General features: G+C 51.8%; 18 protein-coding genes. 13 read left to right on the top strand and 5 right to left on the bottom strand.

Annotated elements, in window-relative coordinates; genetic code table 11:
• Window positions 1-84: 84 nt before the first annotated feature.
• A complete protein-coding gene (locus K0I31_RS12465) occupies window positions 85-999 on the bottom strand; it encodes a LysR substrate-binding domain-containing protein (protein WP_220078591.1) in 915 nt (304 codons plus the stop codon).
• Between the two features lie 343 nt (window positions 1,000-1,342).
• Between K0I31_RS12465 and yfcC the strand changes: the two genes are divergently transcribed.
• Window positions 1,343-2,872, top strand: coding sequence for a putative basic amino acid antiporter YfcC (yfcC, locus tag K0I31_RS12460; RefSeq protein WP_220078590.1), 1,530 nt, complete (start codon window positions 1,343-1,345; stop codon window positions 2,870-2,872).
• Window positions 2,873-2,944: 72 nt separating this feature from the next.
• Here yfcC and K0I31_RS12455 read toward each other — a convergent pair whose 3' ends face one another.
• Together K0I31_RS12455 and K0I31_RS12450 are read right to left on the bottom strand one after the other, a co-directional pair.
• Window positions 2,945-5,632, bottom strand: coding sequence for a TonB-dependent receptor (locus tag K0I31_RS12455; protein ID WP_011866182.1), 2,688 nt, complete (start codon window positions 5,630-5,632; stop codon window positions 2,945-2,947).
• 972 nt (window positions 5,633-6,604) lie between these two features.
• Entirely contained in the window at window positions 6,605-7,672 is a 1,068-nt protein-coding gene (locus K0I31_RS12450; RefSeq protein WP_220078589.1) for a methyltransferase, read from the bottom strand.
• Window positions 7,673-7,926: 254 nt separating this feature from the next.
• Here K0I31_RS12450 and K0I31_RS12445 point away from each other — a divergent pair, with 254 nt between their 5' ends.
• Entirely contained in the window at window positions 7,927-8,583 is a 657-nt protein-coding gene (locus K0I31_RS12445) for a TetR/AcrR family transcriptional regulator (RefSeq protein WP_220078588.1), read from the top strand.
• A gap of 62 nt (window positions 8,584-8,645) precedes the next feature.
• Here K0I31_RS12445 and cysK read toward each other — a convergent pair whose 3' ends face one another.
• The gene (gene cysK / locus K0I31_RS12440) at window positions 8,646-9,614 is read right to left on the bottom strand and encodes a cysteine synthase A (protein WP_011866179.1); all 969 of its coding nucleotides are present in this window, start codon (window positions 9,612-9,614) and stop codon (window positions 8,646-8,648) included.
• A gap of 263 nt (window positions 9,615-9,877) precedes the next feature.
• Here cysK and K0I31_RS12435 point away from each other — a divergent pair, with 263 nt between their 5' ends.
• Window positions 9,878-11,122: an RDD family protein gene (locus tag K0I31_RS12435; protein ID WP_220080841.1), complete on the top strand. Its 1,245-nt coding sequence runs from the start codon at window positions 9,878-9,880 to the stop codon at window positions 11,120-11,122.
• Between the two features lie 50 nt (window positions 11,123-11,172).
• Here the strand turns inward: K0I31_RS12435 and cysZ are convergent, their stop codons facing one another.
• The gene (gene cysZ / locus K0I31_RS12430) at window positions 11,173-11,946 is read right to left on the bottom strand and encodes a sulfate transporter CysZ (RefSeq protein ID WP_220078587.1); all 774 of its coding nucleotides are present in this window, start codon (window positions 11,944-11,946) and stop codon (window positions 11,173-11,175) included.
• A gap of 188 nt (window positions 11,947-12,134) precedes the next feature.
• Here cysZ and smc point away from each other — a divergent pair, with 188 nt between their 5' ends.
• The 10 genes from smc (at window position 12,135) to K0I31_RS12380 (ending at window position 26,176) form a co-directional block, all read left to right on the top strand.
• Window positions 12,135-15,560, top strand: coding sequence for a chromosome segregation protein SMC (gene smc, locus K0I31_RS12425; RefSeq protein WP_220078586.1), 3,426 nt, complete (start codon window positions 12,135-12,137; stop codon window positions 15,558-15,560).
• Between the two features lie 23 nt (window positions 15,561-15,583).
• Window positions 15,584-16,594, top strand: a complete 1,011-nt coding sequence (gene zipA / locus K0I31_RS12420; protein WP_220078585.1) for a cell division protein ZipA — start codon at window positions 15,584-15,586, stop codon at window positions 16,592-16,594.
• Window positions 16,595-16,927: 333 nt separating this feature from the next.
• Entirely contained in the window at window positions 16,928-18,937 is a 2,010-nt protein-coding gene (gene ligA, locus K0I31_RS12415; protein WP_220078584.1) for an NAD-dependent DNA ligase LigA, read from the top strand.
• Between the two features lie 161 nt (window positions 18,938-19,098).
• Entirely contained in the window at window positions 19,099-19,569 is a 471-nt protein-coding gene (locus tag K0I31_RS12410; protein ID WP_220078583.1) for a DUF2919 domain-containing protein, read from the top strand.
• Between the two features lie 499 nt (window positions 19,570-20,068).
• Window positions 20,069-21,277, top strand: coding sequence for a cyclic di-GMP phosphodiesterase (locus tag K0I31_RS12405; RefSeq protein ID WP_434086925.1), 1,209 nt, complete (start codon window positions 20,069-20,071; stop codon window positions 21,275-21,277).
• Window positions 21,278-21,340: 63 nt separating this feature from the next.
• A complete protein-coding gene (locus K0I31_RS12400) occupies window positions 21,341-22,255 on the top strand; it encodes an SDR family oxidoreductase (RefSeq protein ID WP_220078581.1) in 915 nt (304 codons plus the stop codon).
• Between the two features lie 237 nt (window positions 22,256-22,492).
• On the top strand, window positions 22,493-23,125 hold the full coding sequence (locus tag K0I31_RS12395; RefSeq protein WP_220078580.1) for a thiol:disulfide interchange protein DsbA/DsbL: 633 nt from the start codon (window positions 22,493-22,495) through the stop codon (window positions 23,123-23,125).
• A 310-nt stretch (window positions 23,126-23,435) separates the two neighbouring features.
• Complete coding sequence (locus tag K0I31_RS12390) at window positions 23,436-23,702, top strand: DUF4212 domain-containing protein (protein WP_011866169.1); 267 nt, start codon at window positions 23,436-23,438, stop codon at window positions 23,700-23,702.
• A gap of 11 nt (window positions 23,703-23,713) precedes the next feature.
• Window positions 23,714-25,432 (top strand): sodium:solute symporter family protein, encoded by a 1,719-nt coding sequence (locus tag K0I31_RS12385; RefSeq protein ID WP_220042760.1) that lies wholly within the window; start codon window positions 23,714-23,716, stop codon window positions 25,430-25,432.
• 123 nt (window positions 25,433-25,555) lie between these two features.
• The gene (locus tag K0I31_RS12380; protein WP_220078579.1) at window positions 25,556-26,176 is read left to right on the top strand and encodes a class I SAM-dependent methyltransferase; all 621 of its coding nucleotides are present in this window, start codon (window positions 25,556-25,558) and stop codon (window positions 26,174-26,176) included.
• The last annotated feature ends 74 nt before the right edge of the window (window positions 26,177-26,250 follow it).

Genomic DNA, 26,250 nt, shown 5'->3' with positions numbered 1-26,250 from the left:
TGCCCTTTCAATTTCCAGTTCAATTGTGTACTCATTTTACCTATGAGTTAAGCAGTTAGTGAGCTGTGCAACTAACCAAATTCGCTATTTATTGCTTTTGGCGTGCTGGCGATGTTTGCTCAGGCGTCTGGCCTCGGTGATCACGCAGTCACGTAGCGGATTCTCGCCTGAATCGCAGCGCCACACGAAGGAGAGGTGCCTCTGCATATTGAGCTGCGGGGTCGGTAGGATAACCAACTCGCCGGCGGCCACCTCTTTCTCCACATCCAGGAATGGCAGGCTACTCAGATAGGGGCCATTCTTCACTAAAGCCTTGAGCAGGGAGACATGCTCATACTCTTTCCATACGTGAAGCTTTTCGATGACGCCGTGGATGGCTCCCTCGAAGATGCGGCGGGTCCCGGCGCCTTGTTCGCGCAGCACCCATCTTGCCTGTTCAAGCTGCGCCAGGCTGATATTGGTCTGCTTGGCGTAGGGGTGGTGAGGCGAGGCGACTACCACCAGATGATCGTCTAACCATTGCTCCTGATAGAGTCGGCTGTCGTCGTTACGGCCTTCTATGATGCCAAAGTCATATTCGTAATTAAGTAAGCCCTCGACCACGTTCTCGGTATTTTCCACTGTGAGCTCGATCCTAAGTTCGGGAAAATCGGTATCGATTTTACTGATGAGCTCGGGCAGCAGATGCTCGGCTGCCGTCTGACTCGAGCATAAACGAAAACGACCGCTTATAAGGTGTTGTTCGTGAAGGCCTAATTCGATCTGTTGTGCATCCTGTAGCAGGCGTCTCGCCCTTGGGCGTAACCAGTTTCCCCAGTGGCTGAGGGTGAGGCGGTTGCCCTGTCTGATAAACAGGGGGCGGCCGAGCAGGTTCTCCAACTGGCCAAGGGACATGCTGACTGCAGACTGAGTCATCGACAGTTTTCGCGCCGCGGCACTCACACTTTCCAGGCTGGCTACGGCATCGAATACCATGATTTGTTTAAGTGAGTACTTCATCGAGCTTGTGGCGTCCTAACTGATTTAAACAATAAAGAAAACTATCAATAAAATTGATGCTTGTGTGATATTGATTGTATGAGCGCCCGAGTGCTTTCACAAGTAAAGCGTTGATTTTATCTAAGTTACTCGACCTGCCTCACTCTTTGGCGGCGTCTTGTGCGCCCCATGACATTTCTTGCCAATACGTGAATCCTATCCAGGGATGTTTGAGCCATTATGGCTGCCTAGTCTGAGGGTTATCCATTATTGGCCAGCGCGGGGGATTCTTGTGCAGCAAAAGGGGAATTGGTTTATATTGGCGGGCAATAACTTAGACTCCAAGAATAACCATGGAAAAACAATGGCAAATCAAGCGCCTTCCCCGGCGGTGAACCCGCAAAAGAAAATTCCTTTACCCGATACCTTAGTGATAATCTTCTTCGTGGCCTTGGCTGCCATGTTGCTGACCTATCTGGTGCCAGTCGGCTCATTCGAGACCCAGGAGATCCATTATCTTGCCGATGGCGTCGAAAAACAGCGTAGTGTGGTCGACCCGAACTCGTTTCGCTTTAGCCTGGATGAGGCCGGAGAGCATCTCAAGCAGCCGGTCGCCCTGTTTGAGGGAGGCGGAGGCATAGGTTTCTTTAACTTTGCCTTCGAAGGCTTAACCTCGGGTTCTAAATGGGGCACCGCCATCGGGGTGATCATGTTTATGCTGGTGATAGGCGGCGCCTTCGGCATCGTGATGGAAACCGGCACCATAGATAACGGCATCATAAGGCTTATTGATAAGACCCAAGGCAACGAGCGCCTCTTCATTCCCGTGCTCTTTATACTGTTCTCCCTTGGGGGGGCCGTGTTTGGCATGGGGGAGGAGGCGATCGCCTTTGCCATCATCATCTGCCCTTTGATGATACGTTTAGGGTTCGATGGCATCACCACTGTGATGGTGACTTATGTGGCGACTCAGGTGGGCTTTGCCAGCTCCTGGATGAATCCCTTCAGCGTGGCAATTGCCCAGGGCATCGCCGGCATTCCCGTGCTTTCCGGCGCTGGGGTGAGGGGCCTCATGTGGGCAGGCTTCACCCTGATGGGGGTGATCTTTACCATGCGCTACGGCGCTAAGATCCAGGCCAACCCCCAAAGCTCACTCTGTTATGAGTCGGACAGATATTTTCGCGAGCATCATGGAGCGAACGAGTTACAGAGTCGGTTTAACCTTGGCGATAGCCTGGTGCTGCTCACCATCTTGCTTACGGTTATCTGGGTGATCTGGGGCGTTGTCGCTAACGCCTGGTTTATTCCCGAGATCGCCAGTCAGTTCTTTGCCATGGGGGTTGTGGTGGGGATGATTGCTGTGATCTTCAGGCTCAATGGTATGACGCTTAATCGTATGGCGACTAGCTTCAAGCAAGGCGCAGGCACCATGCTTGAGCCAGCTCTGCTGGTAGGCTGCGCCTCGGGGATCTTGCTGCTTCTCGGTGGCGGTAAGCCCGATGAGCCAAGCGTACTCAACACCTTACTCAATAGCGCAGGCAGCTTGATTGGCCAGTTACCTGCTGTTGCCTCGGCCTGGTTTATGTTGCTGTTCCAGTCGGTGTTTAACTTCTTCGTGACCTCGGGATCGGGCCAGGCCGCGTTGACCATGCCCTTGATGGCGCCCCTTGCCGATATCGTCGGCGTGTCGCGTCAGGTGGCCGTGTTGGCCTTTCAGTTGGGGGATGGCTTCACCAATGTGCTGGTGCCAACGTCGGCGTCATTGATGGCCACATTAGGCGTCTGTCGTGTCGATTGGGGCATTTGGGTCAAGTTTATCTGGCGTTTCATGCTAGCGCTGTTTGTGGTCTCTAGCCTTGTGGTAGTCGCCGCTCATTATCTCGGCTTTGTCTAAGAGCAAGTCTTTAATTTTGGCAATAAAAAACGGCATCCTAGGATGCCGTTTTTTCATTTAAGTTCAGTGAGATTAGAACTTCACTTCACCTTCTAGGAACCACTCACGACCACGTGCGTTGTACACAGAACGTGGGTAGTGCGGCCAAGAAGTATCGGTTGGGTCGAAGTTAGGACCTGCATCGAACAGGTTAACTACGCCAGCTTTCACCTTGATAGCATCAGTGATGTTGTAACCTGCAGTCAGGTTCCACTTAGTTTGTGATGCCACTTCGTGTGCGCTTTCGTCGAATGCTTCGTTGTTGTCGATAGCAGATTGCTTGAACGTCTTGTATTGAACACCGTGCATACGCGCAGTGTGGTAAGCACCTAAGGTCGCTTCGAAGTCATCGATGTAGTAACCCAGTACAACGTTTGCACGGTACTGTGGCAGACCACCGTTTTCTAGATCGTCTTCAACTGGATCAGTTGGTGACAGTTGGTACTCAGACAACAGGATGTAAGTACCGGTGAAGTTAAGCTTCAGCTCACCAATGTTGTCCAGATCCCAGCTATAACCAGCAGTGATATCTAAACCACGTACTTTTTGGAATGCCAGGTTCTGTGCAACGGCGTTCACGTGAGTGATAGTGCCGCTTGCATCACGAGTCAGCATGCTTTCGTACTGTTCGTATTCACGAGCAGCCTTGCTAGCGCTGATGTCGCTAACCATGTCATCCAGTTTCCATTCCCATAGGTCGAATGATGCGTTGAGTGCATCACCGCCCCATACCGCGCCTATGTTAGCTGTGTAACCAGTTTCGGCTTCCAGATCTTTGTTAGCACCTGTTGTAGTGTCTACGTGAAGTTCCTTACAAACAGCATTCAGTGTTTCATCGCCTGGGTAGCCCTGACCTGGAATACCACCAAGTGCTTGACACTGTTTGAAATCGATAACAGTAGAGAAGCCCTTAGTCGCATCACCATATACACGATGCATGTCTGGTGCGCGGAATACTGAGCTGATAGAACCACGAACCAATAGTTCGCTTAGTGGACGGTATTCAATAGTCAACTGTGGAGACAGGTTGCCACCGAAATCATCGTAGCGGTCATAACGTAGTGCCGCGTCGACAGTCAGTACGTCAAGAACAGGTAGGCTCAATTCGGCATAAGTTGCCCAGAAAGAACGCTCACCGGCACCTGAAGAACCACCAGTGGTAAGGATGTTACCTTTCTTAGACTCTGAATCTGTGTTGGTTTCATAGTCTTGCTCTGTGTACTCAGCACCGAATGCAAACTGAGCGTCACCCGCTGGCATTTCGAACGCCATACCAGAGATGTTAGCCTGGATGTTCTTCTGAGTAGACTGAGCCTTCTCAAATGGTGAGTAAGAGGCTTGTTCTACATCTTCTGCGCTCATGTTCTTCAGCAGAGAGTTGCCGTTTTCACCGGCAGTGATGTAGTCGAACATGCCGCCAACAGTAGCATAGCCACTGCGGAACACGTCTACGTTAGTACGGCCGTAGTTAACTGATGCATCCCAGCTGTATTCATCAGCCAGTGTGCCTTCCAGACCAGCGGTGAAGAAGTAGTTACGCGTCTTAGTCTCGCCAGCACGGTTGCTGAACTCGTGTAGACGACGTAGGTAGTTGTAATCACCATCGGTTGCGTTGGCGAAGTCACCGCCTAGGGCAGTAGTCTTGTCGTTGAAAGTCTTGCTTAGATCGCCATTGCTTACGGTGACGCTGTTGCCTGCGACTTTTATGTCGTAGTCATTGATCGCCATAGGCTCGATGTTAGTGGTAGATTTCGCTTCGGCGAAATCTAAACGACCTACGAAGCTAATGTCATCGGCCAGCTCATAGTTGAAGTTGGTTGAGCTGATGAAACGTGAGCTCTTAGGTTGTAGGTCGCGCCATTCTGAACGGTCGAAACCACACAGAGAGCCAGTCCACAGGTAACCGCCAGCGGTACATTCTTCTTCAGTCAGTTGACGTGCGCCAGTACCAGAACCTACGATGCGAGCACCGTATGAGCTGTAAGCAGAAAATTCGCTGTATGGTACTTTGTCAGTGTGTAGACCGAAGTTTTCACGATCAGTCGCTTTTAGCTGCTCGTTATCGGTAAATTCGATGAAAGTCGATACGTTACCGCGATCAGATGAAGCACCTAGAGAAAGCGCGATACGGTCACTTCCGCCGCCACCGTTTGTGGTGTCACCGTGACGGTACTTAAGTGCTACACCTTCGAAGTCTTTTTTCAGGATGATGTTGATCACACCACCAACGGCGTCAGCACCGTAAATAGCAGAACCACCAGATTGCAGTACTTCGATACGTTGTACCGCTTCCATAGGCAGGTTAGCAGTATCTACGAAGTTATCGGTACCACCAGATGGCTTTGGATATTGGTTTAGACGCTTACCATTGATCAGTGTCAAAGTACGGTTAGCACCGGCGCCACGTAGACTGATAGATGAGGCGGCTGGTGTGAAACCATGAACTGACTGGGTGGTCATTGCACTGGTGGTTGAAGTTAGACTTTCCAACGCATCTTGAACGTTAGTGAAACCCTGTTTCGCCATGTCTTCTGCGCTCATGACGGTAACAGGTGTAGCCGTTTCCATATCGGTACGCTTAATACGTGAACCTGTTACTTGAATACGTTCTACGCTGTCTTCGTCCGCCGAATAAACGGCAGGTACGCTTAGTGCTGCCGTCGCGGCACCACCAATTAATGCGAAACGAACAGCTTTAGCCAATATAGAATTAGGCTGCATTGTGTTTCTCCCTGAGACTTATTTTAATTTTTGATTTGAACACTTATGGACTGACCGCTTTTATTCGATCTAAGTGTCGATCTTTATTTAGTAAAAACTTTTCAAATATTTACTTATATTGATAAATCTTTACCTCGTGCTCGATATAATCATAGAGAGGTAACAACTGCAACAAGGCGGCTACAGCCGATACGTCTGCTTACGCACTTAGATTTTTATCTTTTTTTTAACAAATAAAAAACAATTAACATTGCAAAGTGGGTGTTAAATAAGCGATTTATTTCAAAATACTTCTAGATGTTATATTTTGAGGTTGTCTGTAGCGATGATGTGAAATCTCGTGGGGTTATTTGTTTTTCACTTGTTTTTATTTTTGTGGGTGGTTGTTTTTTACTTGTGTTGTTTGTTATTTAAAAAAAATACAAAAAATATGAAAAATATTGTGGAAATGATTTGTTTGTGACCAAAATCACCGCTATTCATGTCTGTTTAATTGTTTGTTTATTGTTAACGGCAAGGTGTGAGGGGATTAATTTCTAATACTAATGTGCGGTGCTTTTCTTAATTCATGGTCTATTTGGCGCCCATGATAAGTCATTATTATTAAGTTTGAGGGTTAGGCTTGTTAAATCTGTGTTGCTCTTTTCCGCTCGACTATTTGCACCAATGAGAGGGCAAAAGGAAGGGAAAGGGAAAGGGAAAGGGAAGTCACCTTGACGGGCGACGGTTTGTTGGCTGAGAAGGTGCTTAGCAACACATTTGGCCCAGCCGAGTTGGCTATTAAGCTTATTAATCTAGTGTCTATACATCTATTAACCCAAACCTAGCGCTATTTAACAGAGTACACATCGGTACTATAGAGACTAGAGAAAATAGAGAGCTAGGTAGACCGCAAGCGTGAGGTCATTGGTCTACCTAAGATTTAAGATTTAAGATTTAAGATTTAAGATTTAAGAATTTAGGTTTAAGTATTTAAGGCTTTCTACGACAGCGCAGCAAGGTATGGCCCAAGCCTATATTATCGATATCCTCGTCGACATAGAGGCCCGCCGATGAGATCAGCTTGAGCAGATCTTTCGAGTGGTACATGCGGCTATTGCCGTTTGCCATGGCGGTGAAGTAGAGCGAGGTGGCATTGACACAATAGGCACCGGCTTCGCAGGGTTGTCTGTCCCAGAAGGTCTCTAAGATGCAAAGTTCGCTATGGGAAGCCATATTGGCGGCGGCTAGTTTTAATATGGTCAGTATCTGCTCCTCGGAGAAGCAATCTAAGAACTGACTCATCCAGTAGAGATCCCCTCCCTTAAAGAAAGGCGTATCGGCCTTTAACAGATCACATTCGAAGCCATGGATACGTTCACTCAAGCCCTTCTCCTTGGCATTTTCCATGGCGACCTTCAGCTGACCCGGGAGATCCATGATGGTGACTTCGACGTCGGTATCGTAGCGGGTGCAGGCAAGGGCCCATTTTCCCGTGTTACCGCCGATATCCACTAGTGTCTTCGGCTTGGTCTTAAAGATCAGCGGCAGCACAGTGCCAAAGGCGTGATCGGAATAGAAGTGGTCGAACTCGAACCAGCTCTGCTTGGCCGCCGGTGGCAACAGGCTTAAACCAGGATAGATGGTCTGCCAATCGCCAAATACTTTAAGCCCACTGGCTTCGCCATTCTCCAATGCCTTGTCGAGCTCGAACATCCCTTGATAACAAACGTCATGGTTGAAGTTAAGGTTGACTCTGGACATCTCATCGTGAAGCAGGAAGTGGCCAATTTTGTCTAGGTGAAAGCCTTGATCATCTTGCCAGACGAGTCCCATGCTCAGGGCCATATCCAGCAGGACGCCGACGCCATAGTCTGAAAGTTCAACCAGACTGGCGAGCTGTGCGCGGCTCGAGCCAGGTTTAGCTTCGATTTGGGCTAAGAGATCGAATTTCAGCAGGCAACGGGCAACCTGGAAAGTTATGGGAGCGAATGCGATTTTTTGTGCTTCAAATTTGGCATCAAATGCCGATATCTGTTTCGGCGATTGGTAAAAGTCCATCAGAGTCTTGACGCTTGAGTGAGTGAAATGCCATCCACTCTAGCCCGATCCCCTGCTGAGGACATCAAGTCTATGTCGTTTTATCGACCTGGCTCGCGAAAACAGTTCCAAGATAGCCGAAATTATCTACGATACAAGGCGTTATTGATCGTTGAGAGGGGCGTGTAACGATGCTGTGCTAGGTCAAGTGTTACTCAGGTGTTAACATAGCATCAGCTCTGTCGCCGACGGCTTAGATCGATAAGGATGGATAAATGCAGCAACCTCTTAGTTATGTTGGACGTATCACCCACAGGGCCGATGGTGAGGCGCGGCGCGTGGCCATCTTAGAAGCGACTCTAAGGTTGATCGTCAAGGAGGGGGTTCGCGGCGTGCGTCATCGCGCCGTGGCAACAGAGGCGCAGGTACCGCTTGCCTCGACCACCTATTATTTTAAAGATATCAAAGATCTGATTAGCGACGCCTTAACCTACTTTGCCGAAAAGACCCTGTGGATGAACAACACTCTGGAGCAGAAGAGTTTTCAGCTACTTGAGGCGCTTAAGGCAGACAGTCACCAGATGGCCCCGGACAAGGTGGTGGCGCATCTGACCGAATTTCTCTGTGAACATATTCAAACCCAAGTGAGTCACAGGGACGATCGCATTCTCGAGGTCGCGTTTCACGAAGAGGCGCTGCGTAATCCCGCGCTCGCCGAAGCGATTCAACTGTTGGACAATGGCTTTGTCAGCACTATCGAGCAGTTTTTTACCGCCTTAGGATCAACCACGGCCAATGCCGATGCCCATCAGCTGTTGGGGCTGATTCGTTGGGTGGAGTATCAGAGCATTATCAGTGGCAATCTAAACAACGACTTTTTGCAGCAGACCCTTGGCGCCTGTATCGACAAGATCCTGCGCGCCATAAAATAAAGCCCCAATAGTTTAAAACTATCGGGGCCTCAAGTTAGCTAACCAGCCTTATTAGGCGAGTCTTACTGAACGTTTTCCGCGTCGCCAAATTGGCCTTGGAACAGGACAGAAGAGAGGTAACGTTCGGCCGCAGATGGCAGGATCACTACGATGTTCTTGCCTTCAAACTCTGGCAAGTCGGCGATACGGTTTGCCGCAACAACCGCTGCACCCGAAGAGATACCTACCAGGATACCTTCCTCTTTCATCAGGCGCTGGGCCATCTCGATCGCTTCTTCGTTGGTCACGGCTTCTACGCGATCGATCACGTCAAGATCTAGGTTGCCTGGGATGAAACCTGCGCCGATACCTTGGATCTTATGTGGACCAGGCTGCACAGGTTGACCGGCCATGGTCTGGCCAATGACAGGAGAGTCTGCAGGCTCAACTGCAACCGAGGTGATAGCCTTGCCTTGGGTTTGCTTGATATAACGACTCACACCGGTAATGGTGCCGCCGGTACCCACGCCCGCCACAACCACATCGACTTCACCGTCTGTGTCGTTCCAGATCTCTGGACCTGTGGTCTTCTCATGGATCTCTGGGTTTGCTGGATTATCGAATTGGCCCAAGATCAGATATTTTTCTGGCGCAGATTGACGCAGCTCTTCAGCCTTGTCGATGGCGCCCTTCATACCCTTGGCACCTTCGGTCAGCACAAGATTGGCACCCAAGGCTTTAAGCAGTTTGCGACGCTCTAGGCTCATGGTGTTTGGCATGGTCAGGGTTAGCTTATAACCACGGGCCGCGGCGACATAGGCCAGTGCAATACCTGTGTTGCCTGAGGTCGGCTCAATCAATTCTTTGTCTTTAGTGAGCAAGCCCTTCTTTTCGGCGTCCCAAATCATATTCGCGCCAATACGACACTTTACACTAAAGCTAGGGTTACGGGCCTCAACCTTGGCGAGCACATTTCCCTTGCTGACGCGATTTAGGCGAACAAGAGGTGTATTACCTATGGTATATGAATTGTCTTCGAAAATTTTACTCATGGATTACTTGCTCCTTAATGTATACAGCTAAATCATAGTGTGGTTTGGGCGCATTAGAAATGATAGTTTCATCTTCGTTATTCTTTTCTGTTATAAAAGCTGTCACTTATATCATAATTACATCGCTAAGGGGGCTGGTCTAATGGGGATCCTATTGATAAGTTAGCGAAATGTATCAAGCCCGCTAGCCAAAATAAGCAGAATAAATCGCAGGGAGCAGATGAGTGAGCAGCACAAACGATAGGATAGGGGATGTGGCAAATATGCCGAGCACAGCGCATGGATCTTCGAGCCCTGATTCAGCTAAAAAATCTAAGACAAAAGCTCCAAACTCCAAAGATCGTAAGACCAAAGATCCTAAGAGCAAGGACCCTAAGACAATAGTTACCCCCTTCGCCTTTCATGTGGCGCCAGAGCTGCTCTATACCCCGCTGGCCTCGCCACTCAAGCGTGGTCTGGCGATGCTGATCGATGGTTTGCTGATTAGCGTGTTAGCAGAGCAGGCCGGCGCTCTGTTCATTCTCCTAGTCGGTTTAACCTTAGTGATTGAGCGTCGCAGCCATCAACTGGGCAAGGCGCTGAAGTGGGGGCTCTATCTTGCCATGCTCTTGATGACAATCTGGGTCACCAGCGACAACATCATCTCCTACGGCGATGCGGATAAAGGCAAGAACGGGGAGAAAGTGGCGCAGACCACAGGCCAGCAGGCGGAGTCGCTGAATGCACTTAAGGTCATGCCGCAGATCATAGCCCTAAGTCTGTGTGAGGAGGCAAGCTGCGCCGACGAGAAATTAACTAAGCTGCTTAGCGCGATGGACAGCTTAAAGGCAAGCGACAGGGAAAAAGTGGCGTTGGCATCTCAGCTAATCGGCGAGCTGTCTCTGCCGAGTCAGGAAAAACAAGCACTGATGCAGCGCCTAAAGCAGGCTTATCCTAATGGCTATGCTGCGAAGCAAGGCGAGGTTAAGCAAGACGTGGTGAAGCCAGAAGCACTGCAGCAAGAAGCACTGAAGCAAGAGACGGTGAAACAAAGCACGGTGGAGCAAGAGGCAAGCGAGTCAAGCCAACAAGCCTTGATAGATGAGCCAGCAGCGCTCGGGATTGACCCGGATAAGCTTGATGAGGAGGAAGATAAGCCTTCGCCCTACAGCCTGCTCGAATGGGCCAAAGGTATCTTAAACGATCTCGGGCTTGGCTTTGGCTGGGCCGCCTTCTACTTTACTATCTTTACCGCCTGGTTCGATGGCCAGACGCTGGGTAAGAAGCTGCTCAACATTCGGGTGGTGCCGCTGGACGCTTCGTCTATCTCGTTATGGGATGCCTTTGGACGATATGGTGGCTATGGCGCCGGTTTCGCCACAGGTTTACTCGGATTCCTACAGATATATTGGGATGCTAACCGTCAGGCGATTCAAGATAAGATCTCAGAAACTGTCGTTGTTGATCTCTCTAAGCCAAGAGAAATCCCAGCAGAGGAGAGCTCCCCTGAGGTATACGGTGGCGCCTGATTCGTGATAAAAAGGCCTGCAATTGCAGGCCTTTTCTTTTGAAGTGAGCTTTATTCAGGGGCAATCTGCTCATTGCGATAGGCGGCGCGGTATTTGTCGACCCACATAGAGGTGGCGCCACAGATGGCGACTGGCATCACGATAAAGTTGATGATGGGGATCATCGAAAACAGAGTGACCGCGGCGCCGAAGCTAAAGCTGCTGCCCTTGGTCTGATTGAGGGCAAACTTCATATCATTAAAGGGCACCTTGTGATTATCGAAGGGATAGTCACAGTATTGGATCGCCATCATCCAGGCGCTAAACAGAAACCAGAGTACAGGCGCGGCGGTCTGGCCGATGAAAGGCACCCAGAAGAGGATGAGAAACAGTATGGCTCTGGGCAGGTAATATTTCAGTTTTATCCACTCACGCCCCAGGATGCGCGGCAGATCTTTAATCAGATCTATGGTGCCGCCGGTATTGAGGTCTTTGCCGGTCAGGTACTGCTCAACCTTCTCCGCCAGCAGGCCGTTGAAGGGGGCAGCTATCCAGTTCATAACGGAGCTGAAGATAAAGGAGAGCACCACCAAGAGGGTGAGGACCGCCAGCGGCCAGAGCAGGAAGTTCAGCCAGCTCAGGTACTCGGGCAGTTGACCATTGATCCACTGAAACACCTGCTCCAGCTGGCCGATGGCGAAGTAGATCACCGCCGCAAACAGCACCAGGTTGACGCTCAGCGGGACGAAGACGAAGCGTCTCAGGCCGGGCTGTTTGATCAGCCGAAAGCCGTCGAGAAAATAGTTCACGCCACTCTTAGCGGGCTTGCTTGCTTTTTGATTCATAGTCTTATCTGAATATCCTTATGTCTTGCTTAAGGCCGATTGTGTGTCAGCCCTGTTGTAAAAACAAGGGTGAAATCACGTCGCTTAACAGAAAAAACGTTACAAAATGCGGCATGCTTTGATAAAGTGGCTAGCAATAATAACAGCGATACCAAGCGCGCCTCCCAATAGACGACCAAACTGGCACAATGAGACTCACACAGATAAAACTTGCTGGATTTAAGTCGTTTGTCGATGTCACTAAAATCCCTTTTAACCAACCGCTTACGGCAATTATCGGCCCCAATGGCTGTGGCAAGTCCAATGTGATCGATGCGGTGCGCTGGGTGCTGGGCGAAAGCTCTGCCAAACACCTGCGCGGCGACTCCATGGCTGACGTTATCTTTAACGGCTCCTCGGCCAGACGCCCGGTCTCAGTGGCCAGCGTCGAGCTCAGCTTCGACAATCAGCAGGGCCGTCTGGGCGGTCAGTATGCCAGCTATCAGGCGATTGCCGTAAAACGTCAGGTGAGCCGCGACGGTGAATCCAGTTACTTCCTCAATGGCCAGAAGTGCCGCCGTAAGGACATTACCGATCTCTTCATGGGTACGGGCTTAGGTCCACGCAGCTACGCCATTATCGAGCAGGGCACCATCTCACGTCTCATCGAATCTAAGCCTCAGGAGCTGAGGGTCTTCATCGAAGAGGCGGCGGGGATCTCCCGCTATAAGGAGCGGCGACGCGAAACGGAAAACCGCATCCGCCATACCCGCGAGAACCTCGAACGCTTAGGGGATATCCGTCAGGAGCTGGGCCGACAGATAGACAAGTTGGCCGAGCAGGCAGAGGCTGCGCGTCAATATCGGGCGCTGAAACAGACGGAGCGGGATCAACATGCCCAGCTCGAGGTGGCCAAATATCTGGAGCTGAGCGCTCAGTCTGACAAGTTATCCCAGGAGATAGAGGCCAAGACGCTGACCCTGAGCGAGGGTGATGCCGGACGAGAAGCCCTGTCGCGCAACTTGACCGAGCTTAAACTCAAACTCGATGAGCTTGAGCGCCAGGAGCAGCAACAGGTCGAGGCCTTCTATCTTAACGGTAATCAGATCGCCAAGCTCGAACAGGAGGTCAAGCATCGTCAGCAGCAAGATGCGCATCTCAAGCAGCGTATCAAGCAGGACGAAGATAAGCTGTCACTGTTAAAGGCGCAGGAGCAGGCGCTTATATTGGCGCGCGGCGATCTCGATGGACGACAGCACGATGCCCGGGAGGCCCATCAGACCTTGCAGCTGCAGCTCGAGCTACTCGATGAGCAGCTTGGCGAGGTCGAGTTATCACTGGAGCAGGCACAGGAGGCCGAGAGTCAGGCCAAGCAGGCGGTTAACCAATGTCAGCTACGCCTGGAACTCACCAAGGGGGAGCTCAAGCATAAGCAGGGCGCCCTGGCTCAGCTGAAGTCGCAATACGAGAGCGCGTTACGCCAGCTTGAGCAGTTATCCCATCAGGATGAAACCGCCAATCTTGCGCTGCAACATGCTCAGTGTGAACGTCTCGCCGAGCGGCTCGATGAGCTTAAGGGCGAGATTGAGCAGGGGGCTGCCACTCAGTCTCAGCGACAGGAGCAGGCGCGCCAGACCCAGGCGCAGGTCGAAGCCTTGTCGCAGTCACTGGCCGAGGAGCGGGGGCGTCTGGCGGTAGTCAAGCGTATCTTACCTCAGGAAGACGCGCTTCAGGGCCGCGCCCTCTGGCAGGCGATTCAGGTCACGCCCGGCTGGGAAGCGGCGGTTGACCTGTTGCTCGACGGTCTGCTCACCCAGAAGGTGAGTGACAAGCACAGCACAGAGGAAACAGATAATGAGAGCGGCTTTGCGTTAAGCCGATCTCAAAAGTGGACTGGCCTCAGCAGCGAGGTCAATCTGGCGCCCTGGCTGTCCAGGCTCAACTGGGTCGATAGCCTGAGTCAGGCTAAAGCCATGCTGGGATCACTTGAGGATGACGAGCGCATAGTGACCGCCGATGGCTACATAGTAGGTAAAGGCTTTGTGCTGCAAAAGGCCGAGCAGGGCAGCCAGCTGGTGCAGCTTAAGGCCGAGCAGCAGGCGCTGGAGCTCAGCATAGCGGCCAGTGTCGAGGCGATCGATGAGCGTAGGGCGGTGCTTGCCGAGGTCAATCAGGGCTTGGATGAGCAGCGTGAGGCGCTCACCCAGCTTAATACCAGTTTGCAGGGGACGCAGCTTGAGCGTGAACGCCTGATGGCGCAGGCTCAGGCGACCCAGGAGCGAATCGCCCAGCAAGGTGAGCAGCAAGCCAGGCTGAAGGCCTTGCTCGAAGAGCAGACTGGCGAGCTAGAAGCCGTGGAGCAAAGCCTGAGTGAGCTGACAAGTCGCCGCGATCAAGACGAGGCGCAGCTGACTGAGCTGACGCGCTCAGCCGACAGCCAGGTGGCAGGACTTGCCGATTGCCGCGCCCAGCATAAGGCGCTGGGCCGCGAGCGGCAGACGTTGGCGGAGCAGTCCCAGCAGCTACAGCAGTCGCTGCAGGCGATCAATACCGAGCAGGCGCTTAGCCGCCAGCAGGGTGAGCAGCTCAAGCGGCAGATGAAAGAGCTGGCCCAAGAGCTGAGCGAGCTTCAGGGGCAACTCGAGGGGCAGGATAAGCTAGATGGTAAGCAGCAAGCCGATGCCATGACAGCCCAGCTCAATGATGCGCTGGCGCGTCAGGGGGAAGCCCAGGCGGCGCTCGATGCCCTGCGTCTGCAGCAGGCTGAGCTGCAAAATCAAGCAGACGAGATCGGCGCCAAGCAAAAACAACAACTTGGCAAGTTAGAGCACTTGACTCAAGCCATCAGCGCGTTAAAGTTACGTCGCGAAGGGATAAAAGGTCAAATTGACAGTCAGTTAGCCCAGATCAGGAGCCAAGAGGTGGATATCGCCGAGGTGCAAGCTTCGCTGGATCTGACCGTGAGCCTGAGCCATCGTCAGAAGGCGCTGGAGCGCACAAAGGCGCAGATCGAACATCTTGGCGCGATTAACCTCGCTGCAATTGAAGAGTTCGAGCAGCAGAGTCAACGCAAGGCCTATCTCGACAGTCAGGATGCGGACTTGGCCAAGGCCCTCGGCAGCCTGGAGGAGGCAATTCGCAAGATCGACCGCGAGACCAAGACGCGCTTTAAGGAGACCTTCGATAAGGTCAACCAAGATCTTGGTGTGCTGTTTCCTAAGGTGTTTGGCGGCGGCAGCGCCTATCTGGCGCTGACCGATGATGATCTGCTGGAGACTGGGGTCACCATCATGGCCAGACCGCCGGGGAAAAAGAATAGTACGATTCACCTGCTTTCGGGTGGAGAAAAAGCATTAACCGCTTTATCATTGGTATTTGCGATTTTCAGGCTGAATCCAGCGCCATTTTGTATGTTGGATGAGGTCGATGCACCGCTCGATGATGCCAATGTCGACAGGTTCTGCCGGCTGGTAAAAGAGATGTCTCAGAGCGTGCAATTTGTTTATATTAGTCACAATAAGATCACCATGGAATTGGCCGATCAACTAATAGGTGTCACTATGCACGAGCCGGGGGTTTCACGCATAGTTGCCGTCGATATCGATGAGGCGGTGGCATTAGCCGACGCAGTATAATTTTGGGAAAAACAGGGTAATCAATGGAAAATTTGCAACTGGTATTGTTCGTGTTAGGCGCGGTAGCCATTATCGCGGTACTTGTGCATGGTTTTTGGTCCATTAGGCGGCAGCAACCTAAATCATTAAAAGAATCGCCCATGACAGGGCTATACACAGATAAGACACGTGACAGTGACGGTTTCGACGCAGATGGCGTTGGCCCTGTAAGAGTAATTAAAAATAACGGCGAAGATCGCAGCATTCCTAAGGCCACCTCGACCAGTCGTGCCACACCTGCCGGTGCTCGCGCGCAAGAGAGTGAGCCAGCAGAAGTCTCGCCTAGCTTCTCTCTGTCGGATGAGCCTAAGCAGAAGGCGCCGCGTTCGCGTCAAGAGCCGGTGATGTCGGTAACCCCTAACGAAGAAGTTAGCGACGCCCATCTCGAGCAGATGGAGCTTGGCCTGGGTCAGGCCCCGGCGCAGCCTTCGCTGTTTGAAGATCCTGTTACCGAGCGTAAGCAGGAAGCAGTTCGCCCCGCACCGAGAGTCGAAGCGACTCAGTCAGTAGCGCCTGCATCTGTAGAGCCTGTGCCTGTTGAACCAGAGCCAGCGCCAGAAGTGGCCGAAGAGGCGCCGCTTGGCGATCCGCAGGATGTATTGGTGCTGCACGTGGTGGCCAAAGAAGGTGAGGCCCTTAATGGCGCCGAGCTGCTACCTAGCCTGTTGACCCTTAACTTCAAGTTTGGTGACATGGATATTTTCCATCGTCATGAGGATAATGCTGGTACAGGCAAGGTACTGTTTTCATTGGCTAACATGGTTAAGCCTGGGGTGTTCAACCCTGATGAGATGGAGCAGTTCACCACTCAGGGCATAGTGCTGTTTATGACGCTGCCTTGCTATGGCGATCCTCTGATGAATTTCTCCATCATGCTTAACTCGGCCCATCAGCTGGCCGACGATCTCGGCGGCGAAGTGCTCGACGGTGGTCGCGGCGCCTGGAGTGAGCAGACCAAACAGTCTTACCTGCAGCGCATTCGCGCGCAGATGTGATCTTTAGGGTCTGTTTATCTTTCAGGTTTACTTTTTGTTCAATTTAAACGCGTTTTGCTCAAGGCGAGAGCAATGAAGCATAGTTGCACTATGTAAATTGCGAATAACAAAAAGCAGGGCGCGTTTAGATGAACCCTTCGGGCAGCTTTTGTAGGCCATTTCTACTGCGTTATCGCTCATTTATGTAGAGTAACTACACTACACGGGCTCTGCCTGGTATAAATCGCCTACAAAATGCTGCAAAAACAAACAGGAAAGGTCAACAGACCCTAGACCGACATTGAAGTAGAGGCCGCATCAGCGGCCTCTGTTGCTTAAACTGGATAAGAAATCATGCAAGCCATACAAGACGAGATTAAACAGTTAACCGACGAGCTTAATCAGCACAACTATCGCTACTATGTCGATGACGCGCCCTCGATCCCCGACGCCGAATATGACCGTCTGATGCGTCGCCTGCAGGAGCTGGAGGCCGAGCATCCCGAGCTGGCGCTGGCCGACTCGCCAACCCAGAGAGTCGGGGGCGAGGCGCTGAGCAAGTTTAATCAGGTGGCTCACCTCAAGCCCATGTTGAGCCTGGATAACGTCTTTAGCGAAGAGGAGTTCAACGCCTTCTATAAGCGTGTCGGCGATAAGCTGCCGGAGGCGCCGGCATTTTGCTGTGAGCCTAAACTCGACGGTCTGGCGGTGAGTATCCTCTACCGCGATGGCGTGTTTGAGCGCGCCGCCACCCGTGGTGATGGCACCGTCGGTGAAGACATCACCGAGAACGTGCGCACCATCAAATCTGTGCCATTGAGACTTAGAGGCAGCGGTTTCCCGCCACTGCTCGAGGTGCGCGGCGAAGTCTTTATGCCTAAGGCAGCTTTCGAGGCGGTCAACGATAAGGCCCGCGCCAAGGGCGAGAAGCTTTTCGTCAATCCGCGTAATGCCGCCGCCGGTAGTCTGCGTCAGCTAGACAGTAAGATCACCGCCAGCCGCTCCTTGGCATTCTATGCCTATGCCCTGGGCGTGGTGGAGCCAGAAACCTGGCCGCTGGCAGCCAGCCATTTCGAGCAGTTGATGCAGCTTAAAGAGTGGGGCAGTCCGGTGAGCAGTGAAGTCAAGGTATGTGAGGATATCCCCAGCGTGCTGGCCTATTATCAGGACATACTGACCCGTCGCAGCGAGCTGGCCTATGAGATTGATGGCGTGGTGCTTAAGGTGAATGATATCGCCCAGCAGCAGACTCTTGGTTTCGTGGCTAAGGCGCCTCGCTGGGCCACCGCCTATAAGTTTCCGGCCCAGGAGGAGATCACCCTGCTCGAAGGGGTAGACTTCCAGGTGGGCCGTACCGGCGCGGTGACCCCGGTTGCGCGCCTGCAACCTGTCTTTGTCGGCGGGGTTACCGTCTCCAACGCCACTTTGCATAACGCCGATGAGATCGCCCGTCTCGGGGTGATGATAGGCGATAGCGTGATCATCCGCCGCGCCGGTGACGTGATCCCTCAGGTCGTTGCCGTGGTGCCCGAGAAGCGCCCGAGTGATGCCCAGCCGATCCAGTTCCCGCCGCAATGCCCCGTGTGTGGCAGCGACGTGGAGCGCGTCGAGGGTGAAGCGGTTGCCCGTTGTACCGGTGGTCTCTATTGTGAGGCCCAGCGTAAGGAGGCGATCAAGCACTTCGCCTCTCGCAAGGCGTTAGATATTGATGGCATGGGTGACAAGGTGGTGGAGCAGCTGATCGATAAAGAGCTGGTGACCAGCCCTGCGGATCTCTTCAAGTTGACCGCCTCGGCGATCACTATGCTGGATCGTATGGGGATGAAGTCGGCCACTAATTTGGTCAATGCCCTGGAAGCGGCCAAGCAAACCACCTTTGCCCGTTTCCTCTATTCGCTGGGGATCAGGGAGGTAGGTGAAGCCACCGCCGCCAACCTGGCTAACTATTTCAAGACCCTTGAGAAACTCAAGCAGGCGGACGCCGAGACCTTTATGAAGGTTGACGATGTGGGGGTGATCGTCGCCCAGCATCTGGTGCATTTCTTCGAGCAGCCCCATAACCTTGAGGTGATAGACGGCCTGTTGCAGGCCGGCGTGCACTGGCCCGACATCGAAGAGGTTGCCGAAGAGGCGCTTTCCCTGAAGGGGCAGACCTGGGTATTAACCGGCACCCTGACGCAACTCAATCGCAACGATGCCAAGGCTAAGCTGCAGGCATTAGGTGCCAAGGTGGCAGGCAGCGTCTCGAAAAATACCGATTGCTTGGTTGCCGGAGAGGCCGCTGGCTCTAAGTTGACCAAGGCGCAGGAGCTTGGAGTTAAGGTGATCGATGAGGCAGAGCTCTTGGCAATCCTAGGCTCTTAAATTGGCTGTGTGAATTAGCCGACTAAATTAGGTCGAAGTTAAACGAGAGCGTCATCGAGAGATGGCGCTTTTTTTATCCTTCACCGCCACCATTTGTTATCAGATGTTGAAATCCACGACATCATCACCATATAGAGAGAAACGGGGGAGGGAGAACACTATTGAATTTTGGACATATTAATTGGTTAGACGATAAGGGACACTTTAAGCCGCCGCTTATGTTGTACCTGATGTTGGCCTTTATCGCCCGGGGATGGTGCGTGTTTATCGCCTCCCTGACTCAGGCCAGCGATCGAGCCGGTTTGGTCGCCCTCATCTATCCGCAAAAGTCTGACTTTCTGATGGCCTTGGCCGCAGGCGTCGGTGGCTTATTTCTCTATGGATTAGTGATCGCCGAGCGCAAACGCGCTCCACTCTGGTTAAGACCCGCCTTTAATCAACTTAAACCTCTGCTGATTGTGCTTTTGATGGTAGATGCCGGCCTCTTGTTGCAGCGCCTCATTCATAACCATTTTCTCTATAGCTGGAGCTTTGGCCTGGACGCGCTGTTTCTCTTCTGGAGCCTGCTCTACATCGGCAAGTCGAAGCACCTTAAATACTACCTGCAGGATTGGCGCAATCAGGCGGATTAGCGAATCCCGGCCAAAAAAAAGCGCTGCAAGAAGCAGCGCTAAGCATATCTCTTTGAATGAAAATTCAGTCTCAAGATATCGGAATGTTACAAAATACCTTATAAATCAATGTGAAAAACAACAAATTCACAGGACTTATATTAAGGACAATTGACAGCAACACTCTTTAAAGAAACATAATCCGGGGTTGCTACGTATCTCTAAAGAACAGAAGCATACTAACACTAATTGAATATTGTATACAATAAATAATTTCAATCTTAGTTTAGACTTTTTTGCATATCTTATAACCAGCAGCTAATTGTCTCTCGGTGCACTTTGGCGTCAATCTGTGCGTAAGTGGTCAATTTAATGACAGATTGTACAAATTGAGTTGCTATTGACTATAGTTATGTTATTAAAGTTAGGTTGCTTTTCATATTCTTAGGGGATCATCCCGCATCCAGATCTGGAGCAGGGGACCCAATGGGTATGGGGAAAATCAATGGAGTTGCTTCGAGTGGCCAGAACTGAGCCGATACAATTACCCCTGTCTAAGTTACAAACAGGTATCACTGTTAAGTTACCCTTGTCTTGGAAAAACCATCCTTTCCTTTTTAACCGCATCAAGATTGAAGAAGAGGCGCAGATAGAGCTGATCAAGAGTCTTGGCGTGCCCTATGTTCTGTTGGTGTCGGGTGAAGAACTGTTGGAAGAGGAGAATGATGAGGGGGACGAGCAGGCTGAAAAGGCAGAAGAGGTGGTGGATCCCATCATAGAAGCCAAACGCAATGTGCGTAAATCCCTGCGTCTGAGTCAGAAACGCTTCATCGATTGTGTCAACGAGTGCCGCTCGACCTTTAGCAAGATAGCCAGCGATCCCGAGGGCGCCTATCGCGAGGCCGCCTCGCTGGTGGAGTCGCTCATCGAGCATATGTTTGAGTATGAACAGACCCACCTGGCGTTAGTGACCGCAGGTGAGAGCGATAATAGCGTGACCCAACACGGTATCTCGGTGGCTGTATTGGCGCTGATGATCGCCAGGGCCATGGAGCTGCCCAAATCGGACATGCGCGACATCGCCTTGGGCTGCCTGTTTCACGACATAGGAAAGCTCAAGGTCCCCGAGTCTATCCGGCGCAAGAAGACACCGTTAACGGCCTCAGAAGCCAATTTCCTCAAGATGCACCCCAACTTTGGCTACGAGATGCTCAACAAGACGGGCCTGTTTAATAAGGCGGTGCTCAGTATTGTCTTGCATCATCACGAGTTTATCGATGGCTCTGGCTTTCCCGATGGCCTGACAGAGAAGAAGATCCCCATCACCACTCAGCTGGTGAGCCTGGCGAATGATTATGACGGTCAGCTGTGGGCCGAAGAGAGCCGCTCGCCTCAGATAGCCCTGGGTTATCTGTTTAAGAACCATGCGGGGAAGCATTCTGAGACGCTGATCGCCGTGTTGGTTAAATTGCTGGGGATCTATCCGCCGGGCACTCTGGTGCGTCTCAGCGATGGCGATGTGGGCAAGGTGATGGTCACCACTCAATCGGTGAAACAGCCTCAGGTGTGGGCCTGTCATCCCGACGGCAGCGAGCCCGGCCTGCGTTTCCTCAGCCAGGAGGAGGTGTTTGTCGATAGTGTGCTTAAGCTTGAAGAATTAACCGAAGGTGCAATGCGCGTGTTACAGGCCGACAGTGGAATTAGTTTTTATTTTGCTGGCACCCCCTAGTCCCCTTGCGTTATTTTAGAAGTCTGGTTTCAATTCAAAATATTTTAATTTAGAGCATTCAAGATGATAACTTCTGTTGCCGTCGTCGGCTGCGGCTGGTTTGGTCTGCCTTTGGCCAAGGAGTTAGTGAGCCAAGGATTAAAGGTCACGGGCTCCAAACGCTCGCCACAGGAGGCCGAGGCCTTATCAGCCGATGGAATAGCAGGCTTTGCGCTGGATTTAGAAGCACTCGAGAGTGAAGGTTTGTCCTCTCAGACCCGTGAAGCGATAACCCAAGGCCTCACTTGCGATGCCATAGTGATCAACATTCCCCCCGGACTTCGCCGTGGGGATAACGGTTATCTGGACCGTCTCAAGCGCCTCAAGGCGTTAATGGGCAACCACGAATACCGCCGTATCATTTTTATCAGCACTTCTGGTGTCTATCCTGCCTGTGGCGGTTGTTTTTCGAGCGAGAGTGGTGAGAGTGGTTGTGTCGAGAGCGATGCTAAGGTCCACAGCCCGGCGAGCGAGACCTTACTGGCCGCCGAGGCGCTCTTCTCTGGTGCTAACTCTGCCGATGGCGTGTCTAACAATCACTCCGCTGGTGGCGAGTCTAACAATAACTGCGTCGTCGTGCGTTTTGCCGGTCTCATAGGTCCCAAAAGGCATCCAGGGCGCTTCCTGGCAGGAAGAGAGGATGTGCCTGGTGGTAACCTGGCGGTAAATATGGTGCATCTCGATGATTGCATTGGTGCCGTGACCTCACTGCTGAAAGCCGAGGGGCCTTTATCGCCTGCCTATAATCTCTGCGCGCCGCTGCATCCCACCAAAGCCGAATTTTATCAAAAGGCGGCGACTCAGTTGGGGCTCACGCCGCCAAACTTTATTGAGGGTGACTTAGCTGAAGATAAGCGCGTTGATGGAGGCCTTATCACCCGGGAGCTAAACTATCAGTATAAGTTTACCGATCCCCTAGCCATGTTGGCCGATTGCTAGGCTAATGCTTGTGAAAGCCAGTGTTCGTGAAGGCTAATGTTCATAAAGGTTTGCGTTCAAAAGGCCGAAGCGTATTTGGTTGCGCTTTTGACTGAATTTATGAGTCCTTGTCTTGGTAAGAGAAGATGGTAAGTGAAGATAGCAAGAGAAGATTGTGAGAGAAGGTTGCAAGATAAATAAATAGCCTCAGCTAAGCCTGGGGTAGAAACATTTTTTCAATAATAAGAAGAGTTGGTTATGAAAAGAGTCGTGAATCTATGTCGTTATGTGAGTCTGTTGTTTATCGCCCTGGCCGCCTTTCAGGTCAGCGCCCAGGCTAAGTATGTCGAAGGGGTCGACTATGTGAAGGTGGCGGGGATCCCTGAGGTGAATCAGCCTGTGGTGCGTGAGTTCTTCTCTTATAACTGCCCCCACTGTTATCGTCAGGATGGCTTGATTACCTCGGCCGTGTCCAAGTTAAAGGCGGAGCTGGGTGATAAGCTGGCATTTGAGCGCACGCCGGTGGCGGGCGGTCGTGCGGCCTGGCAGTTGAGCCAGGAAGCCTACTACTTAGCGAAGAAGTTTCATGTGACCGAACAGACCCATGGTAATCTGTTTAAGCGGATCCATGAGGGTAACGGCGCCTTTAAGCGTCAGGAGGAGCTGAGTCAGTTCTTTGTCGAGCAGGGCCTGTCGAAGGCAGAGGTCGACAAGGCGCTGGCGTCGGTAGATAACAAGTTGGCGATCGCCGACTATGATACTCAGGCACAATTATCTGGGATCCGCGGGGTGCCTTCGCTACTGGTGAACGGTAAATACCTGGTGAGCAATAAGCAGCGCAGCGCCGAGGAGTTGGCCGATCTGCTTGCCTATCTTTCGACCCTGAAATAGGTCACTTCTTACTAGGAAGTCCCTCAATAGAGAGTCTCTTAATTGGGAGCCTCTCTATCCCATCAGCCGCCACTTGGCGGCTTTTTTGTACAATCTATTAACAATCCTGTTCGACCTTAGTCTAGTTTGCAAGCCTATGAAAATTATAGGTTTACGCTGACGTCAACTTTGATCTTATTGTTTTGTAACGAAAATGTTTTAATTCGCGCTCAGGTTGACGCTGGCGTTAGACCAAAGTCGCGATTGTCCTAATGACTGCGCTTGCTAGATTAATTCATGACTTAATAATAATCAGCACAGGGGAGTCGCAATGGCTTTTGAAAATAACGAAAAGGCAGAAGGTTACTGGCGTGAAAATTTACGTCTAGTGCTCGGACTGCTAGCAATTTGGGCTGCAGTGTCATTTGGCTGCGGTATTTTATTGGTCGATGTACTCAATGAGATCCATTTCATGGGCTTCAAACTGGGCTTCTGGTTTGCTCAGCAGGGGGCCATGTATGTATTCGTTGCACTGATTTTTGTCTACGTGGCGAAAGCCAATGCCTTAGACAAAAAATACAATGTTCATGAAGACTAAGGAGCAATGAGATGGATGTTCAAACGTTAACCTATTTGATTGTGGGCTTTACCTTTGCCCTCTATATTGGCATTGCGATCTGGTCTCGCGCCGGCTCAACTAAAGAGTTCTATGTTGCTGGCGGTGGCGTACACCCTGTGATGAATGGTATGGCCACGGCGGCAGACTGGATGTCGGCGGCGTCTTTCATTTCATTGGCGGGTATCGTCTCCTTCGTCGGTTATGACGGTTCCGTCTACCTGATGGGCTGGACTGGCGGTTATGTGCTGCTCGCGCTCTGTATGGCACCTTACCTGCGTAAGTTTGGCAAGTTTACCGTGCCTGACTTTATCGGCGATCGTTACTACTCCCAGGCGGCCCGTACCGTTGCGGTAGTCTGTGCCATCTTCATCTGTTTCACCTACATCGCCGGTCAGATGCGCGGTGTGGGCGTGGTGTTCTCACGCTTCTTGGAAGTAGAGGTCGATACCGGTGTTTATATCGGTATGGCCGTGGTCTTCTTCTACGCAGTACTCGGCGGCATGAAGGGCATTACCTATACCCAGGTGGCTCAGTACTGCGTATTGATCTTCGCCTTCATGGTTCCTGCTATCTTCATCTCTGTGATGATGACAGGCCATATCCTGCCGCAGCTTGGCTTCGGCGCCGAGTTGGTGGATGCTGCGGGCAACAACACGGGGGTATACCTGCTTGAAAAACTCGACGGACTGTCAGCTCAGCTTGGCTTCTCTCAGTACACAGAGGGCTCTAAGGGGATGATCGACGTCTTCTTCATCACGGGCGCACTCATGTTCGGTACTGCGGGTCTGCCACACGTTATCGTTCGCTTCTTCACCGTACCTAAGGTGAAAGATGCGCGCGTCTCAGCGGGTTGGGCATTGGTGTTTATCGCCATCATGTACACCACTATTCCAGCACTGGCCGCCTTCTCTCGTGTGAACATGATCGAGACAATCAATGGTCCTGAGTCAACGGGTGTGGCTTATGAAACGGCACCAGATTGGATCAAGAACTGGGAGAAGACAGGTCTGATCAAGTGGGACGATAAGAACAACGACGGCAAGATCTACTATGCCAAGGGTGAAACCAACGAGATGAAGATTGACCGCGACATCATGGTACTGGCTACCCCTGAGATCGCTAATCTTCCAGCCTGGGTGATCGCTCTGGTTGCGGCAGGTGGTCTGGCGGCGGCGCTGTCAACTTCTGCGGGTCTGCTACTGGTTATCTCAACGTCGGTATCGCACGACCTGTTGAAGAAGAACTTCATGCCGGATATCTCGGATAAGCAGGAGCTGCTCTATGCCCGTATCGCTGCGGCGCTGGGTATCGTCATGGCGGGTTACTTTGGTATCAATCCTCCAGGCTTCGTAGCGGCCGTGGTGGCAATCGCCTTCGGTCTGGCGGCATCGTCACTCTTCCCGGCGATCATCATGGGTATCTTCTCTCGTACCATGAATAAAGAGGGCGCCATTGCTGGTATGGTGATAGGTCTGCTGTTCTCGGCAAGCTACATCATCTACTTCAAGTTTGTGAATCCAGGTGATAACAACGCGGCTAACTGGTTGTTTGGCATCTCGCCAGAAGGTATAGGCATGCTGGGTATGATCATCAACTTCGCGGTAGCCTTTATCGTCAGCAAGGTAACGGCTGCAGTACCACAGAATGTGGTTGATATGGTGGAATCAATCCGCTTCCCTAAGGGAGCCGGTGAGGCCCACGACCACTAATCGATAGACTTATCGACCTAGGGAGCGCAGTGCGCTCCCTTTTTTTATTTCATATCTTATTGATTTACCTTTTGCTTATCTGGCAGTCTCAGGGTTTGTGTTTGGAGTTTTAGGGGAGTAGGGGTGAGTAACTATCAATTATCTGTGGCGACCTTTAATAAGCTGGCGCGCCAGTATCAGGATAAATATATGCAGATGCCGCTCTACGAGCCCACCTATGCCCGCTTGAGTGAGTTACTCGGCGAGCAAGATAAGGTGCTGGAGCTTGCCTGCGGCCCGGGTAACATCGCCCGTTATCTGTTGGCGCGCCATCCACGGCTCGATTACTTGGGGACAGATCTGGCGCCGCAGATGGTGAGCCTGGCAAGAGAGAATAACCCCACCGGCAAGTTTGAGGTGATGGACTGCCTGGCCATCGACAGTCTAACGGAAATGTTTGATGCCATAGTGTGTGGATTTTGCCTACCTTACCTCAATAAAGAGGAGGCAAAGGTATTGATCTTGGCGATGGCAAGAAGGCTGAATGCTGGTGGGCTGCTCTACTTGAGCACCATGGAGGGGGATTATGCCGCCTCAAAGCTGCAGACCTCCAGCAGTGGCGATCAGGCCTTCATCTATTATCACTGCGGCGACTGGCTCAGCGCTGAGCTGAGCTCGGCAGGTTTTGAGCTGCTAAATTGCCACCGTCAGGACTATCCAGAGCGGGGCGATGTGGATCTCTTCATCATTGCCAGGCGGCGCTAGGGAATCGGCTGGCCTTTAGTCGTATACAAGAGTTTGTTTGTTAAGGCTATAGTGAATAAAACGGCCGATGCTTG

This window comes from Shewanella spartinae (genome assembly GCF_019457555.1).
GTDB lineage: Bacteria > Pseudomonadota > Gammaproteobacteria > Enterobacterales > Shewanellaceae > Shewanella > Shewanella loihica.
The sequence above is the reverse complement of the archived record's forward strand: the minus strand, read 5'-3'. Positions and strand labels throughout refer to the sequence as shown.

Coding starts and splice junctions, on each gene's coding strand:
- K0I31_RS12400 (WP_220078581.1), top strand. CDS start 21,341: ATGATAACTTCTGTTGCCGTCGTCGGCTGCGGCTGGTTTGGTCTGCCT.
- K0I31_RS12390 (WP_011866169.1), top strand. CDS start 23,436: ATGGCTTTTGAAAATAACGAAAAGGCAGAAGGTTACTGGCGTGAAAAT.
- K0I31_RS12395 (WP_220078580.1), top strand. CDS start 22,493: ATGAAAAGAGTCGTGAATCTATGTCGTTATGTGAGTCTGTTGTTTATC.
- K0I31_RS12385 (WP_220042760.1), top strand. CDS start 23,714: ATGGATGTTCAAACGTTAACCTATTTGATTGTGGGCTTTACCTTTGCC.
- zipA (WP_220078585.1), top strand. CDS start 15,584: ATGGAAAATTTGCAACTGGTATTGTTCGTGTTAGGCGCGGTAGCCATT.
- K0I31_RS12435 (WP_220080841.1), top strand. CDS start 9,878: ATGCCGAGCACAGCGCATGGATCTTCGAGCCCTGATTCAGCTAAAAAA.
- K0I31_RS12465 (WP_220078591.1), bottom strand. CDS start 999: ATGAAGTACTCACTTAAACAAATCATGGTATTCGATGCCGTAGCCAGC.
- K0I31_RS12450 (WP_220078589.1), bottom strand. CDS start 7,672: ATGGACTTTTACCAATCGCCGAAACAGATATCGGCATTTGATGCCAAA.
- cysK (WP_011866179.1), bottom strand. CDS start 9,614: ATGAGTAAAATTTTCGAAGACAATTCATATACCATAGGTAATACACCT.
- yfcC (WP_220078590.1), top strand. CDS start 1,343: ATGGCAAATCAAGCGCCTTCCCCGGCGGTGAACCCGCAAAAGAAAATT.
- cysZ (WP_220078587.1), bottom strand. CDS start 11,946: ATGAATCAAAAAGCAAGCAAGCCCGCTAAGAGTGGCGTGAACTATTTT.
- K0I31_RS12455 (WP_011866182.1), bottom strand. CDS start 5,632: ATGCAGCCTAATTCTATATTGGCTAAAGCTGTTCGTTTCGCATTAATT.
- smc (WP_220078586.1), top strand. CDS start 12,135: ATGAGACTCACACAGATAAAACTTGCTGGATTTAAGTCGTTTGTCGAT.
- K0I31_RS12445 (WP_220078588.1), top strand. CDS start 7,927: ATGCAGCAACCTCTTAGTTATGTTGGACGTATCACCCACAGGGCCGAT.
- ligA (WP_220078584.1), top strand. CDS start 16,928: ATGCAAGCCATACAAGACGAGATTAAACAGTTAACCGACGAGCTTAAT.